We start from the raw sequence: 13,983 nt of genomic DNA, 5'->3' as shown, positions 1-13,983 counted from the left end.
CAGGCAGCCAGACCTGTTTGGCCCGGCTTGCCCGCCCTTACTGGTTCAATACGGCCTTTTGCGGATTCGGCGGGAACGCCGGATCGGTCTTCTGGCCGCGCAGCAGCTGCTCGGCATAGATGAGCTGCAAATCGTCCTTCGGCTCCGGCGGCACATAGGCTGCCGAACCCGAACCGGTCGTGCCTTCGTCGGCGCCCTTGATATGGCCCTTGAGGTCGGATTCGCCGCGCGTCAGATCCCTGCCCTGCAGTTCCGCCGGCAGCGGCTGGTCGACCTTGATATCGGGCGTGATGCCCTTGCCCTGGATCGACTTGCCGGACGGCGTGTAATAGAGCGCCGTCGTCAACCGCAGCGCCCCGTTCTCACCAAGCGGGATGATGGTCTGCACCGAACCCTTGCCGAAGGACTGCGTGCCGACCACCGTGGCGCGGCGCAGATCCTGCAGCGCGCCGGCAACGATTTCCGATGCGCTGGCCGAGCCGCCATTGACGAGCACGATCAGCGGCTTGCCGCCGATGTCGTCGCCGGCCCGCGCGTCGAAGCGGGTGACGTCCTTCGGATCGCGACCGCGCGTCGAGACGATCTCGCCACGGTCAAGGAAGGCATCCGACACGCTCACCGCCTGGTCGAGCAAACCGCCCGGATTGAGGCGCAGGTCGAGCACGTAGCCCTTGAGCTTGTCGTTCGGCACCTGCTTCTTGATGGTGTCGATGGCATTCTCGAGGTCGTCATAGGTCTTTTCGGTAAAGGAGGTGATCTTCATGTAGCCGATGTCGTTTTCGACCCGGAACTTGACCGCCTTGACCTTGATGATGTCGCGCACGACGGTCAGTTCGATCGGCTTGTCGGCGCCCTGGCGCAGGATGGTGAGCTTGATCGGCGTGTTGACCAGCCCGCGCATCTTCTCGACGGCGTCGTTGAGCGTCAGGCCGCGAACCTCCTCGCCGTCGATCTTGGCGATATAGTCGCCGGCGAGCACACCAGCCTTGGCGGCCGGAGTATCGTCGATCGGCGTGATCACCTTGACCAGGTCGTTCTCCATCGTGACCTCGATCCCGAGCCCGCCGAACTCGCCCTTGGTTTGAACGCGCATGTCCTGCGCTTCTTCGGCGTTCATGTATGAGGAGTGCGGGTCGAGCGAGGACAGCATGCCGTTGATGGCATTTTCAACCAGCGACTTGTCGTCGGGCGGCGTCACATAATTCGCCCGCACCCGTTCGAAGATATCGCCGAAGATCGCCAGTTGCTTATAGGTCTCGGAGCCCGCAGCCTTCGCCGTCGAGCCGGGCGCGCCATAGACCAGGCTCATCGCCGATGCACCCATCAGCGCACCGGCAAACAGAAGCGACAGTTTCCGCATCATTCACGTCCTTCCAGAAAAACGGTCCGCCCACCATGGGGCCGGATCGACGGGTTTTCCATCCTTGCGGAACTCGACATAGAGCTCCGGCGTGGCATTTCCATTCTTCGATGCCGAGGTGGTCGCCACCCGGGCCTCTCCCATCGCGCCGACCGGCTCACCTGCGAGCACCGACTGGCCAGACGCGACGCTGATTCTGCTCATCCCCGCCAGGACGACATGATAGCCGTCACCCGCATTCAGGATCAAGAGTTGACCGTAAGAGCGGAAAGGCCCCGCATAAAGCACATTTCCATCCGCCGGTGCTGTGACGATGGCTCCCGATTGTGTCGCAACCATGTCACCGAGCATCACCGCGCCGTTACCGTCGTTGGCGCCGAAGCGCCGCTTGATCCTGCCGGTGACCGGCAGCGCGATCTGCCCTTGCAGCGCGGAAAACGGCGCGGCAGCGGTGAGCCTGTTGCTCTCCGGCACCGGCAGCGAGGCCAATTCCGTCGACGCCGCAACCGATGCCGGGCCCTTGTCGGCGTCGGCCGTCTTTTGCTCGGCTGCCTTGGCCGCATCCGCCGCCTTGCGGGCCCTATCGGCCTCGAGCGAGGCGATCAGTTCTTTCAGGCTGCCGGCCTTGGCCGCCAACGTCGCGGACCGCTGCTTTTCGGCGGCCAGCGCGGTTTGCGTATCGGCGGCGAGCTTCTGCTTGGCTTCGAGCAGCATGCCGAGCCGCTTTTTTTCCGCCGCCTGCTCGCCGATCGCTGCCGTCAGCCGCTTCCGCTCGGCCTCGATCGAGGCCGTCACCCGCGACTGCTCCTTGAGGTCGGTCAGCAACATGTCGGTCTGCTGGCGCAGTTCCGGCACCACGGCACCGAGCAGGATGGCGCTGCGCACCGACGACAATGCGTCCTCCGGCTTGACCAGGATCGCCGGCGGCGGGTTGAGCCCCATGCGCTGCAGCGCGCCGAGCACTTCGGCCAGAACGTCGCGTCTGGCGGCCAGTGAGGCGCGGATCTTCTGCTCCTGCGCCTTAAGCCCTTCCAGCTTGCCGCCAATGTCCTCGATGTCCTGGCCGAGCTTCTGCTCGGTCATCGCCGACTGGATCAGCGCCGCGGTGATCGAGGCGTGGTCCTTCTTGACCGCCGCGATGTCGGCGGCGAGCTTGGCCAGCCGCTCGGACGACAGCGTGATCTCTTTCGATACTTTTTCGTATTCGGCGCGGCTCTGGTCCGGGTCGGGCGCCAGGTCGAGCGTGTTCTCAGCCCGCGCGACGCCGAGCGAAAGCGCGATCGCCGCCACGGCGATGCCGTAGCGCACGCGCCAGGAGCCCGTTCGTGATTTCCAGTCTTCAGACATTGAAGCCTAACTCTATGCGCGGCTTCGTTAACGAACCATCAACCATGTTCGAGCCCCGGCCGCCATCCGCAAACCCATGAGCCCAAACTCTTGATGAGCATTGGGGCAAAAATCCGGGCGGCTGGCATCAATTCGCCGACCGAGCCGACTTCATGAACGATGGTAGGGGTGGCCGGAAAGGATCGTTGCCGCCCGGTAAAGCTGCTCGCCCAGCATTACCCGGACCAGCTGATGCGGCCAGGTCAGCGCGCCGAGGGACACCGTCAGATCAGCCAGGTCGCGCAGCGACTGGTCATGGCCGTCGGCGCCGCCAATGGCGATCACCAGCGCCTTGCGCCCGCCATCGCGCAGCGAGCCTATGCGGCCGGCGAAATCCTCGGAGGAAAGGTTCTTGCCGCGCTCGTCCAGCAGCACCAGCGCCGTGCCCGGTTGCAAGTGCGTCTGCAGCTTCTGGCCTTCCTCGCGCCGGCGCTCATTGGCCGTCTGCGCGCGGCCTTCGACAATCTCGACGATCCCGGCGAATTCGAGGCCTACGGTAGGACCGCTCTTGGCAAAACGCTCGAAATAGCGATCGGCCAACTGCTTCTCGGGGCCGGCTTTCATTCGGCCCACGGCATGAACGGTAATCTTCATCCCTGCCTCGAAGAGCCGCTGATGCATGTCTGACAACGACATGCATCAAGACGAGTACGGCTCAGTGGAGGGTCTCCTCCTCGAGATCGGGCGCCTGCCACATCTTTTCGAGATTGTAGAAGTCGCGGACCTCGGGACGGAAGACATGGACGATGATGTCGCCCGAATCGATCAGGACCCAGTCGGCGCCAGCCAGCCCCTCGACGCGCGCCGTGCCGAGCCCGGCATCCTTGAGCGCCTTGAGGAGGTGATCGGCGACAGCCGAGACATGACGGTGCGATCGGCCCGATGCGACGACCATGTAGTCGCCGAGGCTCGATTTCCCCTGAATGTCGATTGAGACGATGTTTTCGGCCTTGGAGTCTTCCAGACTGGCAAGGACTGTCTTGATGGCGCGGGACACGGCGTCGTTTACGCTGATCCCGGCCGGCGAAGGCACGATGTCGGCCTTCTTCCGAAGTGCTGTTCTCAGTGTATTTCCTTTCGCAGCAAGAACAACCAAATCACCTTCAAAATCAGGTGACACTGCTTAGATAGGCAGAGTTAGGTTGCAGTTTCAAGACACCGCTCGCAAGCAGGCGCCCGGCAGCGGCCGAATATGAGGCTTTCCGAGCGAGAAAATCGGAACCGCCTCGCCCCGCAGCGGTTATCGGCTCATCCACAAACCGGAATCCCGACATGCCGATCGATCCCCAGAACGCCCTCCTCACCGTGCAATCCGGCCTGGCGCAACTCAGCACGCTGATCGTCTCCTACTCGCTTTCTGCGGTCGGCGCCGTCATCCTGCTGGTCATCGGCTACATCGTCGCCGGCCTCGCCGAGCGTTCGATCTATGCCGGCCTCGGCCATATCCATGGCTTCGACGAAACGCTCCGCCATTTCTTCTCGCAGGTCGTCCGCTACGCCATCCTCGGCCTGGTCGTAATCATGGTTCTCGGCCAGTTCGGCGTGCAGACCGCTTCGATCATTGCCGCCATCGGTGCCGCCGGCCTGGCCATCGGCTTGGCGCTGCAAGGCACGCTGCAGAACATTGCCGCCGGCATCATGCTGCTGGCGCTGCGGCCGTTCCGCATCGGCGAATATGTCGAGGTCGGCGCCATATCCGGCACCGTCGAGGAGATCGGCCTGTTCGCTACAACGCTGAGGACGGTCGAAGGCGTCTACGTGCTTGCACCCAACTCGACCCTGTGGAACCAGCCGGTCCGCAACTTCACCCGCAACGGTGTGCGTCGCGGCGACATCACGCTCGGCATCGGCTCGTGGAACGACATCGATTTCGCGCAAAAGACCATGCTTGGCGTTGCCGCCGCCGACCGGCGTGTCAGGCGGCAGCCTGGGCCGATCGCCTTTGTCGCGACCGTCGGCGACAGCACCGTCGCCATCACCTTGCGCTACTGGACGGCGGCTGCCGACTTCTTCGCCACCCAGATCGACCTCACCAAGAGGGTCAAGCAGGCGTTCGATGCCGAGGGCCTTTCGGTCCCGGCGCCGGCACCGAAAGCGCCGCAGGCGGATGCCTCAGCCACACGGCAATAGAGCATTTGAAGCCAGCTGGAGGGTGTTCAAATTTCTTCGCGCCCGCGTTGACCTTCGGGCGCGAAGGCGAGATCGACGGGCAACGGCGCCTGCGCCGTCATCGGCGCGAAACTGCCGGTCTCGGTGGCAGGCACGGGCCGCACCATGACGACTCGCCAAAGAACGAACAGGCAGTACGCGGCGGCAATGAAGATTGCCACATAGATGAAGGCCTGCGTGCCATAGACGGCGGAAAGCCCGGTCACGATGCCGGGGACGACGAAGCCGGACAGCGACCAGGCGAACAAAAGCGAGCTCGACAGCGCCACCATGTCGTCCTTGCCGGCGCGATCGCCGGCATGGGCGCTGGCCAGAGAGTAGATCGATTCCGAGGCGCCGTCCCAGACCACGTAGATGACGAGCAGCGCCACCAGCGCGCCGCCGTCGAAACCGAGGGCAAACAGGCCCGCCGCGGCGGCAAGCGCCGACGCCGCGATCAGCACGAAGCGCCGGTCGGTGCGGTCGGAAATCCAGCCGAGCGGAATCTGCAGGATCAGCGTGCCGACCGGCATTGCCGAAAGCAGCAAGGCGACGTCGGCCTGGCTGTAGCCCTTGGCCGTGGCATGGATCGGCGCAAAGCCCGAGATCGTCATCGACAGGCCGCCGACGGCAAGCATGCCGGCAACGCCGACCGGCGAGATCCGCCAGGCGCGGCCGAGCGCCACGGACGCCGCTTGCGGCGCCGGTGGCTGCGCAAGCCGCGTCAGCCCGACGGGAAGGATCGACAGCGCGGTGAAGGCAATGCCGATCAGCGGCGCATCGGCCGCGCGGATATCGATCAACGCCAGCGTCGAATAGCCGACGCCGAGTCCGGCGACATAGGCAACGTAGAAGATAGCCATGACCCGGCCACGGATGGCGTTAGCAACGACATCGTTCAGCCAGCTCTGCGCGACGATGAACAGGCCGCAAATGGCAAAGCCGTAGAGCGCCCGTGCAGCGATCCACGGCAAGGGATGCGGCCCGGCGCCGACCGCGGCGTTGGACAGCACGATGAGTGCCGACAGCACCATGAACACGCGGGCATGGCCGACACGCCGCACCAGCGGCCCGGTCAGGATGCAGCCGGCGAGGCCGCCAGCCGAAAGGCCGGTGACGATCAGCCCCGCCCAAGTCGGATCGAAGCCTGCGGCGCCAAGCCGGACTGGGATATAGGCGAACATGAGCCCATTGCCGACGGCGATCAGCGCCATCGACAAGAGGATACTGGCAATGGCGATCGACGGCGCCGGCTGCCCTAGACCGTTCTTGTCCTGGTCGCGCTCGAGAATCGTCATGACCGAGGATCGCCCATCAAGCAGGTCAAGGCAGCGGCAAAAGCGACATCACCGGACTTGCCTTCTCCCCTTCTTGTGGGAGAAGGTGGATTGCCGCGTAGCGCCGAGACGGATGAGGGGTGCTGGAAGAAATGCAGCGTAAAAAGACCGAGGGATTTTAAGTGCTTAGTTCTTCAAGCTAGCGATCATTCCAGCACCCCTCATCCGACCGAGCTTCGCTCGGCCACCTTGTCCCACAGGGGGGAGAAGGAGACTCCTATCCCTTTGCCACCTTGCGGATCGCGCTCGACGACAGCGACGAACGCGGGCCGTGGATGAAGGTCCAGGCCGGCGCCGTCATGCGGGCGAGCCGCGGTGCGTCGCCCTCGTCGACGCGAGCATAGTCGAAGGTCTTGGCGACCACCGACGACAGGAACGACAGCGTCGCACCTGGCCGGTCGACCACCGCGATCGGGAACGTCATGACGATGCGGCGCCAGCGCTGCCAGCGGTGGAAGTCGCGAAGCGAGTCGGCGCCCATGATCCAGACAAAATCGACGCCCGGGTTACGCGCCTTGACCAGCGCTAGCGTGTCGGCGGTGAAGCGGACGCGGTGGGCTGCCTCGAAGGCGGTGACCTTGATCTTCGGGTTCTTGGCGATCTTTTCGGATAGCTGCAGCCGCTCAGCCAGCGGCGCCAGGTCTCCGGCGTGCTTGAGCGGGTTGCCGGGCGTCACCATCCACCACAATTGGTCGAGCGCAAGCCGTCTGAGTGCGATCTCGGCGACCAGCGCATGGCCGGCATGCGGCGGGTTGAACGAACCGCCGAACAGCCCGACCGCCACGCCTTTCCCGGCATGCGGCATGTGCAGATAGTGGGAGGATACGGATTCCTTACCCTCCTCCTTGTGAGGAGGGTCGATCCGCGAAGCGGAGCAGGGTGGGGGTGTTGCAGAGTTCAGCGTCGCACCCCCACCCGGCTCGCGATGCTCGCCACCCTCCCCACAAGGGGGAGGGTAAGACCGGCGCTCAAGGCCTCACCTGTCCCGACCCGCGTACGCGGTATTTGAACGAGGTCAGTTGCTCGACGCCGACCGGCCCGCGTGCATGCATCTTGCCTGTGGCGATGCCGATCTCGGCGCCCATGCCGAACTCGCCGCCATCGGCAAACTGGGTCGAGGCGTTGTGCAGAAGGATCGCCGAATCGACCTCGTTGAAGAACCGGTCGACCGCTGTGGCGTCCTCGGCGATGATCGCCTCGGTGTGATGCGAGGAAAACGTCTCGATATGCTCGATGGCGCCGGCGACGCCGTCGACCAGCTTCACCGCAATGATCGCGTCCAGATACTCGGTCACCCAGTCTGCATCGGTCGCGGGCTGGGCATCGGCATAAAGCCTCAGCGCCTCGGCATCGGCATGGATCTCGCAGCCTGCCGCCCGCAAGGCCTCGAGGATCGGCACCAGATGCGTGCCGGCGGCGGCACGGTCGACCAGCAGCGTCTCGGCAGCACCGCACACCCCGGTGCGCCGCATCTTGGCATTGACCGCGATCTTGACCGCCATGTCGAGATCGGCCGATCGGTCGATATAGAGATGGCAGATGCCCTCGAGATGCGCGAAGACCGGCACCCGCGCCTCGCTCTGCACACGCTCGACCAGGCTGCGGCCGCCGCGCGGAATGATGACCTCGAGATTGCCGGAAAGTCCTTTCAGCATTTCGCCGACGGCGGCGCGATCGGTGGTCGGCACCAATTGTATGGCATCCTCCGGCAGCCCGGCTGCCTTCAGCCCCTCGACCAGGCAGGCATGGATAGCGGCGGAAGAATTCGCCGAATCCGAGCCGCCGCGCAGGATCACCGGATTGCCCGCCTTGAGGCAGAGCGCGCCGGCATCGGCGGTCACGTTAGGCCGGCTCTCATAGATGACGCCGACGACGCCGAGCGGCGTGCGCACCCGTTCGATATGCAACCCGTTCGGCCGGTCCCATGCGGCAATGACATCGCCGACCGGATCGCGTAACCCGGCGATCTCGCTGATACCGTCTGCCATGGCGCGGATGCGGGCGGGATCGAGCTTCAGCCGATCCATCGACGCTGCCGATAGGCCAGCCTCCCTGCCATTTCTGATGTCGATGGCATTGGCGTCGAGGATGTCCTGCTCATGCCGAAGGATCGCCTGAGCCATGCCGAACAGCGCCGCGTGCTTGCGCTCGGCCGCAGCTATGGCCAGCGGGCGGGCCGCGGCACGCGCGCGGCGGCCGATATCGGCCATCAGCGCCACGGTATCATCCCGGGATTTTTCATGCAGCGTCAGCATGGCTCATCCTCCGCTATGTAACCTGGTCACCGACTACTTGCTCGCCACCGGCATGGCTCACCACAAGATCGTCGCGGTGGATCATCGCCGAACGCGCCTCGTAGCCGAGCACGGTTTCGATCTCGGCCGTCTTCAGGCCAGCGATCCTTACGGCATCGGCGGCATCATAGGCAACCAGCCCGCGCGCGATCTCGCGGCCCTCGGGCGACAGGATCGCCACCGTGTCGCCACGCGCAAAATTGCCGCTGACCAGTTTGACGCCGGCCGGCAGCAGCGACTTGCCGGAGAGCAGCGCGCCGATGGCGCCGGCATCGACCGTCAGCCGTCCTGCAGGTTCGAGCTGCCCGGCGATCCAGGTCTTGTAGCCCTTGACCGGATTGGCGCTCGGCCGGAAGAAGGTGGCACGCTCGCCGCGCTCGATTGCCAGCAGCGGCGACAGCCGCGTGCCCGATGTGATGATCATGGCGGTGCCGGCGGCGGTCGCGATCTTGCCGGCGTCGAGCTTGGTGCGCATGCCGCCGCGCGACAATTCCGAAGCAGCGGCACCCGCCATCGCTTCGATGTCGGGAGTGATGCGGTCGACGACCTGAATGAATCGAGCTTGCGGGTCACGCGCCGGCGGTGCCGTGTAGAGCCCGTCAACGTCGGAGAGCAGCACCAAAAGGTCGGCGCCCATCATAGTGGCGACGCGCGCAGCCAGCCGGTCGTTATCGCCATAGCGGATTTCGGAGGTGGCCACCGTATCGTTCTCGTTGATGACCGGCACCGCCTTCATCTTGAGCAGTGTCGAGATCGTCGCCCGCGCGTTGAGATAGCGGCGGCGCTCTTCGGTGTCGCCGAGCGTCAGCAGGATCTGGCCCGATTTCAAGCCATTCTTGCCGAGCGCATCCGACCAGGCGCCGGCTAAGGCGATCTGCCCGACGGCAGCAGCAGCCTGGCTCTCCTCGAGCTTCAGCGCCCGCTTGCCGAGACCGAGGATGGTGCGGCCGAGTGCAATCGCCCCGGAAGACACGACGAGAATTTCGGCGCCGCCACTGGCCAGCACGGCGATGTCGTCGGCAAGCGAGGCCAGCCAGTCGCGCTTCAGGCCCGTCGTGCGGTCGACAAGCAGCGCCGAGCCGATCTTGACGGCAATGCGCCGATAATTTTTCAGCGATTGCGCGGCCATGGCTATGCGTTCCAGCGCGTCTCGACCGGCGCGGCGACGGCTTCGCGTGCCTCCGCCACCACCCCCATCAGCGCGCGCAGCACCGCCTCGACGCCCTCGCCGGTGACGGCGGAAAGCAGCATCGGCGCGCGGCCGGCGGCGCGTTTCAGCGAGGCGGCTTTCGCCTTGCGCGCGGCGGCATCGAGTATGTCGACCTGGGAAAGCGCGACGATCTCGACCTTGTCGGTCAACCCGTTTCCATAGGCGCCGAGTTCGGCGCGCACGGTCTTGTAGGCCTTGCCCGGATTTTCTTCCTGCGCCGAGACGAGGTGCAGAAGGACGCGCGTGCGCTCGACATGGCCAAGGAAGCGGTCGCCGATGCCGACACCTTCATGCGCGCCTTCGATCAGGCCCGGAATATCGGCAATGACGAATTCGCGACCGTCGATGCGGGCCACGCCAAGGCCCGGATGCAGCGTGGTGAAGGGATAGTCGGCGATCTTCGGCTTGGCCGCGGTGACCGCCGCCAGGAAGGTCGACTTGCCGGCGTTGGGCAGCCCGACAAGGCCGGCATCGGCGATCAGCTTCAGCCTGAGCCAGATGTTGAGCTCTTCGCCCGGCAGTCCGGGATTGGCGCGGCGCGGCGCTTGGTTGGTCGAGGTCTTGAAGTGCTGGTTGCCGAAACCGCCATTGCCGCCCTTGGCCAACAGAAAGCGCTGGCCGACGACCGTCAGATCGCAGATCAGCGTCTCATTGTCCTCGGCAAAGACCTGTGTTCCGGCCGGCACTTTCAGCGTTACGTCGGCACCCTTGGCGCCGGTCATGTTGCGGCCCATGCCGTGCGTCCCGGTCTTGGCCTTGAAATGCTGCTGGTAGCGATAGTCGATCAGCGTGTTCAGCCCATCGACCGCCTCGACCCAGACATCGCCGCCGCGACCGCCGTCGCCGCCGTCCGGGCCGCCGAACTCGATGAACTTTTCGCGCCGGAACGACACCGAACCGGCGCCGCCGTCGCCGGAGCGGATGTAGACCTTGGCTTGATCGAGAAATTTCATCGGATTGTATGGTTTCTGCTATTGGCTTTGCGGGATTGCTCTAAACCAAGGCGGGTCGAAGGGCGAGGGCCGTTTTTGCTACTGTAACGTCGCGCGTAGCTCTGGACGCGTACCATTTGGTTGACCCTTGCCGAAAAATCGATCCTCGGCTTTCCAAGCGCGAGATGTCGGAATGAAGCTGGTAACTTACAATATCCATTACGGCGTCGGCCTCGACGCCCGCTATGATATCGGCCGTATCGCCGATGCCGTGCGCGGCGCCGACGTGATCGCGCTGCAGGAGGTCACCCGCGCTAACCCGAAGAATGGCGGCCGCGACATGGTGGCCGACCTCGGCGAGGCGCTGCCCGACTATTTTGCCGTCTACGGCAGCAACTTCGAAGCCGACGCTGGCTCGCGCCTGGAGAACGGCCGCGCCATCACGACCACCTTCCAGCTCGGCAACATGGTGCTGTCGAGGACGCCGATCCATCTGTCGCGCAATCTCCTTTTGCCGCGCAGCCGCAGTGTCGAGGCGATGAACTTCCAGCGCGGCGCGCTGGAGGCGCTGGTCGAAACGCCGCTTGGTCCGATCCGCTTCTATTCCACCCATCTCGACCATCGCAGCCCGGTTGAACGCCTGAGCCAGATCCGCTTTCTGCGCCAGCGTCTGTTGAAATACCCGCTCGAGGGCGGCGGGCTCTCCGGCGTCGCCGAGATCGGCTTGCCGGAGCTGCCTTCTCCCGAAGCCTTCGTCGTCATGGGCGACTTCAACATGCTGGCCGGATCGCCGGAACATGTCGAACTCGCCGGCCAGCCTGACCACGAATTCGGCATGCCGGTGACCGCCGACCTCGCCATCGATGCCGCCGCACGCCTCGGCGCTGCCGGCGCCGATCTCGTCACCTGGGTCGACCCCAAGCAGCCGGGCGATACCAGCCGCTACAAGCGCATCGACTACATCTTCACCAGCGCCTCGCTTGCCAAATCGCTGAGGCGCCTGTGGGTCGACCGGCAAGCGGCCGGTTCGGATCACTTTCCGGTCTGGCTCGAGATGACGTGAGCCGCATCCATCAAAAATGCACCCAGTTCCGCAGGCTGGTCCAGGTCTTGCGATCGAGGCGGTAGCGTTCGACCGGCACCTGACCGGCAACGATCGAATTCAGCATGCCCTGGCCGGCATACTGGAAGCCGCATTTGTGGATGACCCGGCGCGAGGCCGGATTGATAACCCGCGTCGAGGCGTGCAGCACCTGGATCGTGGTTCTCTGGAAGGCAAGGTCGACCAGTGCGTGCGCTGCTTCCGTCGCGTAGCCGCGCTTCCAGTACGGCTCGCCGATCCAGTAGCCAAGCTCCAGCCCGCGATCCGTGGTGTTGAGCCCGGCACAGCCGACGAAGGTCTCGGTGCCGGCCAGCGTCAACGCATAGGCGATTCCGGCCCGGCGCGATGCCGTCATGGCCAGGAAAGCGCGTGCCTCCGCCTCGCCATAGGGATGCGGCATGCGAGCCAGCATTTCCGCGACATGGCGGTTGTCGGCGAGCGCCACCAATTGCTCGATGTCGCTTTCACGCGGGGCACGCATGACCAGCCGCTCGGTCGCGAGCACCGGGCAATCTATCGTGTAACTTTCGTCGTCTGTCACTTCCGCTTCGGCAACCATATCAAAGTCCTCCAGGCACAAGAAAAAGGGGAGATGGAAACCCATCTCCCCTGATCCATTTCCTGGCTTGGCCAGACACCGGTCCCGAGATGGGTGCCGGTGTTCTCGTGCGGAACCGGCTACTCCGCTGCCTTCGTCATCGGGTTCACCGATACGTAGGTTCGGCCATTGGCTTTTTTGTTGAAGGTGACTGCGCCAGCTTCGAGCGCAAACAGCGTGTGGTCCGTGCCAATGCCGACATTGGTGCCGGGATGCCACGTCGTGCCACGCTGACGAATGATGATGTTGCCCGGAATCACGGCTTCGCCGCCGAACTTCTTCACGCCGAGCCGCTTGGAATGGGAGTCGCGACCATTGCGCGACGATCCGCCAGCTTTCTTGTGTGCCATCTAACTACTCCGATGCGCCGCGAGGCGCCTAAACGATCTTATGAACGCGTTCGCGTTCCGTTTCAAGTCCGATCCGGCGACGATTGCGTCGGTTCGTTCTACTTCTTCGCCAATTCCTTGGCCTGCTCACGCCAGTCCTTGATCTGGTCGGCGCTGAACGGCATGTGCTCGTCGATCTTGGCGACGTCCTTGTCGGACAGCTTGGCGATCTGGGCAAAGGTGGTGATGCCCTGTTCGTTGAGCTGGCCGGCGGCGACCGGGCCGATGCCCTTGATCACGGTCAGGTCGTCCGGCTCGCCCTTCGGCGCCTTGAACAACGGTGCGGCGGCTTCGGCAGCCTTGTCCTCGGTCGTCTCGGCCTTGGCTTCCTTCTTCGGCGCAGCCTCTGCCTTCGCTGCTGCCTTCGGCGCGGCTTCAGCCTTCGCCTCGGTCTTGGCTGCAACTTCAGCCTTCGCTTCGGTCTTGGCGGCGGCCTTCTTCGCCGGCTTGGCGCCACCCAGCAGGATTTCAGCAATCCTGACGGTGGTCAAAAGCTGGCGATGGCCGATCTTGCGGCGCGAATTCTGCCGGCGGCGCTTCTTGAAGGCGATGACGGTGCGGTTCTTGCCCTGCTCGACGACTTCGGCGGTGACCATCGCACCATCCACGAACGGTGCGCCGAACGTGACGTTTTCGCCCTCGCCATGCGCGAGCACACTACCGATCTCGACGATGTCGCCGACATTGGCTTCGAGCTTTTCGATCTTCAGGAGATCGTTGGCGGCAACGCGATACTGCTTGCCGCCCGTTTTGATGACTGCGAACATTTTTTGCCTTTCGCTGTTCGGTCGGCCTTGATGAACCGCCACAGGCGGTTCGGCCGTCTTTTTGTCAGTCTGCGGGTTCAAAAAACAAGCGGCGCGGAAGATCCCTCCACGCCGATTGCGCGCTGTCCCTAACCGAAGGTTCGGCTTGAGTCAAGGCAAGCGCCGCGGGCAAGCTGCGAATGGGTTGAGCCCAGACCTTGCAAATATCGAGCAACGGCCACCGGAGCCTCGAAGAAGCATGGACAGAAGCTGCGGCGCCGGGGCAGATTGGCCCTTGTAACCTGCCTGTCCAGCCGTTATCTAGTGCGCCGCGCCGGCAACGGCGGACCATGACCGCGGAGAGGTGGCAGAGTGGTCGAATGCACCGCACTCGAAATGCGGCATGGGTGCAAGCCCATCGGGGGTTCGAATCCCTCCCTCTCCGCCACTTCGCAATGTGGCCAACCCGGAGACATTAGGT

At 64.4% G+C, this 13,983-nt stretch carries 14 protein-coding genes and 1 tRNA gene; 3 read left to right on the top strand and 12 right to left on the bottom strand.

The features are described 5' to 3' along the window. Positions 1-37: 37 nt before the first annotated feature. From NKJ84_RS00355 to rsfS, 4 genes are all read right to left on the bottom strand, one after another. Positions 38-1,363 (bottom strand): S41 family peptidase, encoded by a 1,326-nt coding sequence (locus NKJ84_RS00355; protein ID WP_023719673.1) that lies wholly within the window; start codon positions 1,361-1,363, stop codon positions 38-40. Then, positions 1,364-2,707 (bottom strand): murein hydrolase activator EnvC family protein, encoded by a 1,344-nt coding sequence (locus NKJ84_RS00350; protein WP_352504909.1) that lies wholly within the window; start codon positions 2,705-2,707, stop codon positions 1,364-1,366. 150 nt (positions 2,708-2,857) lie between these two features. Next, positions 2,858-3,340 carry a 23S rRNA (pseudouridine(1915)-N(3))-methyltransferase RlmH gene (gene rlmH, locus NKJ84_RS00345; protein ID WP_352504908.1) on the bottom strand — a complete coding sequence of 161 codons (483 nt, stop codon included), beginning with the start codon at positions 3,338-3,340 and terminating at the stop codon, positions 2,858-2,860. Between the two features lie 61 nt (positions 3,341-3,401). Beyond that, positions 3,402-3,779, bottom strand: coding sequence for a ribosome silencing factor (gene rsfS, locus NKJ84_RS00340; RefSeq protein ID WP_023678068.1), 378 nt, complete (start codon positions 3,777-3,779; stop codon positions 3,402-3,404). A gap of 239 nt (positions 3,780-4,018) precedes the next feature. Here rsfS and NKJ84_RS00335 point away from each other — a divergent pair, with 239 nt between their 5' ends. Further along, positions 4,019-4,876 (top strand): mechanosensitive ion channel family protein, encoded by an 858-nt coding sequence (locus NKJ84_RS00335; RefSeq protein WP_352504907.1) that lies wholly within the window; start codon positions 4,019-4,021, stop codon positions 4,874-4,876. 26 nt (positions 4,877-4,902) lie between these two features. On the opposite strand, the gene NKJ84_RS00330 is transcribed toward NKJ84_RS00335, so the two are convergent. The 5 genes from NKJ84_RS00330 to obgE form a co-directional block, all read right to left on the bottom strand. Continuing rightward, entirely contained in the window at positions 4,903-6,192 is a 1,290-nt protein-coding gene (locus NKJ84_RS00330; RefSeq protein ID WP_352504906.1) for an MFS transporter, read from the bottom strand. A gap of 256 nt (positions 6,193-6,448) precedes the next feature. Then, positions 6,449-7,036, bottom strand: coding sequence for a nicotinate-nucleotide adenylyltransferase (locus tag NKJ84_RS00325; protein ID WP_352504905.1), 588 nt, complete (start codon positions 7,034-7,036; stop codon positions 6,449-6,451). A 163-nt stretch (positions 7,037-7,199) separates the two neighbouring features. Continuing rightward, complete coding sequence (locus NKJ84_RS00320) at positions 7,200-8,486, bottom strand: glutamate-5-semialdehyde dehydrogenase (RefSeq protein WP_352504904.1); 1,287 nt, start codon at positions 8,484-8,486, stop codon at positions 7,200-7,202. A gap of 13 nt (positions 8,487-8,499) precedes the next feature. After that, positions 8,500-9,654, bottom strand: a complete 1,155-nt coding sequence (gene proB / locus NKJ84_RS00315; protein ID WP_352504903.1) for a glutamate 5-kinase — start codon at positions 9,652-9,654, stop codon at positions 8,500-8,502. Between the two features lie 2 nt (positions 9,655-9,656). Further along, positions 9,657-10,688: a GTPase ObgE gene (obgE, locus tag NKJ84_RS00310; RefSeq protein WP_352504902.1), complete on the bottom strand. Its 1,032-nt coding sequence runs from the start codon at positions 10,686-10,688 to the stop codon at positions 9,657-9,659. A gap of 172 nt (positions 10,689-10,860) precedes the next feature. Between obgE and NKJ84_RS00305 the strand changes: the two genes are divergently transcribed. Next, positions 10,861-11,730: an endonuclease/exonuclease/phosphatase family protein gene (locus tag NKJ84_RS00305; protein WP_352504901.1), complete on the top strand. Its 870-nt coding sequence runs from the start codon at positions 10,861-10,863 to the stop codon at positions 11,728-11,730. A gap of 10 nt (positions 11,731-11,740) precedes the next feature. Here the strand turns inward: NKJ84_RS00305 and NKJ84_RS00300 are convergent, their stop codons facing one another. The 3 genes from NKJ84_RS00300 to NKJ84_RS00290 form a co-directional block, all read right to left on the bottom strand. Then, a complete protein-coding gene (locus NKJ84_RS00300; RefSeq protein ID WP_352504900.1) occupies positions 11,741-12,328 on the bottom strand; it encodes a GNAT family N-acetyltransferase in 588 nt (195 codons plus the stop codon). A 119-nt stretch (positions 12,329-12,447) separates the two neighbouring features. After that, on the bottom strand, positions 12,448-12,717 hold the full coding sequence (gene rpmA, locus NKJ84_RS00295; RefSeq protein ID WP_023678077.1) for a 50S ribosomal protein L27: 270 nt from the start codon (positions 12,715-12,717) through the stop codon (positions 12,448-12,450). A 98-nt stretch (positions 12,718-12,815) separates the two neighbouring features. Further along, a complete protein-coding gene (locus NKJ84_RS00290; RefSeq protein ID WP_352471261.1) occupies positions 12,816-13,523 on the bottom strand; it encodes a 50S ribosomal protein L21 in 708 nt (235 codons plus the stop codon). Between the two features lie 337 nt (positions 13,524-13,860). Here NKJ84_RS00290 and NKJ84_RS00285 point away from each other — a divergent pair. Continuing rightward, positions 13,861-13,950: transfer RNA gene (locus NKJ84_RS00285), tRNA-Ser, on the top strand. Positions 13,951-13,983: the final 33 nt, after the last annotated feature.

The organism is Mesorhizobium sp. M0048 (assembly GCF_040323405.1).
Lineage (GTDB): Bacteria > Pseudomonadota > Alphaproteobacteria > Rhizobiales > Rhizobiaceae > Mesorhizobium.
This window is presented reverse-complemented; position numbering and strand designations above follow the sequence as displayed.

Coding starts and splice junctions, on each gene's coding strand:
- NKJ84_RS00355 (WP_023719673.1), bottom strand. CDS start 1,363: ATGATGCGGAAACTGTCGCTTCTGTTTGCCGGTGCGCTGATGGGTGCA.
- NKJ84_RS00350 (WP_352504909.1), bottom strand. CDS start 2,707: ATGTCTGAAGACTGGAAATCACGAACGGGCTCCTGGCGCGTGCGCTAC.
- rlmH (WP_352504908.1), bottom strand. CDS start 3,340: ATGAAGATTACCGTTCATGCCGTGGGCCGAATGAAAGCCGGCCCCGAG.
- NKJ84_RS00335 (WP_352504907.1), top strand. CDS start 4,019: ATGCCGATCGATCCCCAGAACGCCCTCCTCACCGTGCAATCCGGCCTG.
- NKJ84_RS00330 (WP_352504906.1), bottom strand. CDS start 6,192: ATGACGATTCTCGAGCGCGACCAGGACAAGAACGGTCTAGGGCAGCCG.
- NKJ84_RS00325 (WP_352504905.1), bottom strand. CDS start 7,036: ATGCCGCATGCCGGGAAAGGCGTGGCGGTCGGGCTGTTCGGCGGTTCG.
- NKJ84_RS00320 (WP_352504904.1), bottom strand. CDS start 8,486: ATGCTGACGCTGCATGAAAAATCCCGGGATGATACCGTGGCGCTGATG.
- proB (WP_352504903.1), bottom strand. CDS start 9,654: ATGGCCGCGCAATCGCTGAAAAATTATCGGCGCATTGCCGTCAAGATC.
- obgE (WP_352504902.1), bottom strand. CDS start 10,688: ATGAAATTTCTCGATCAAGCCAAGGTCTACATCCGCTCCGGCGACGGC.
- NKJ84_RS00305 (WP_352504901.1), top strand. CDS start 10,861: ATGAAGCTGGTAACTTACAATATCCATTACGGCGTCGGCCTCGACGCC.
- NKJ84_RS00300 (WP_352504900.1), bottom strand. CDS start 12,328: ATGGTTGCCGAAGCGGAAGTGACAGACGACGAAAGTTACACGATAGAT.
- rpmA (WP_023678077.1), bottom strand. CDS start 12,717: ATGGCACACAAGAAAGCTGGCGGATCGTCGCGCAATGGTCGCGACTCC.
- NKJ84_RS00290 (WP_352471261.1), bottom strand. CDS start 13,523: ATGTTCGCAGTCATCAAAACGGGCGGCAAGCAGTATCGCGTTGCCGCC.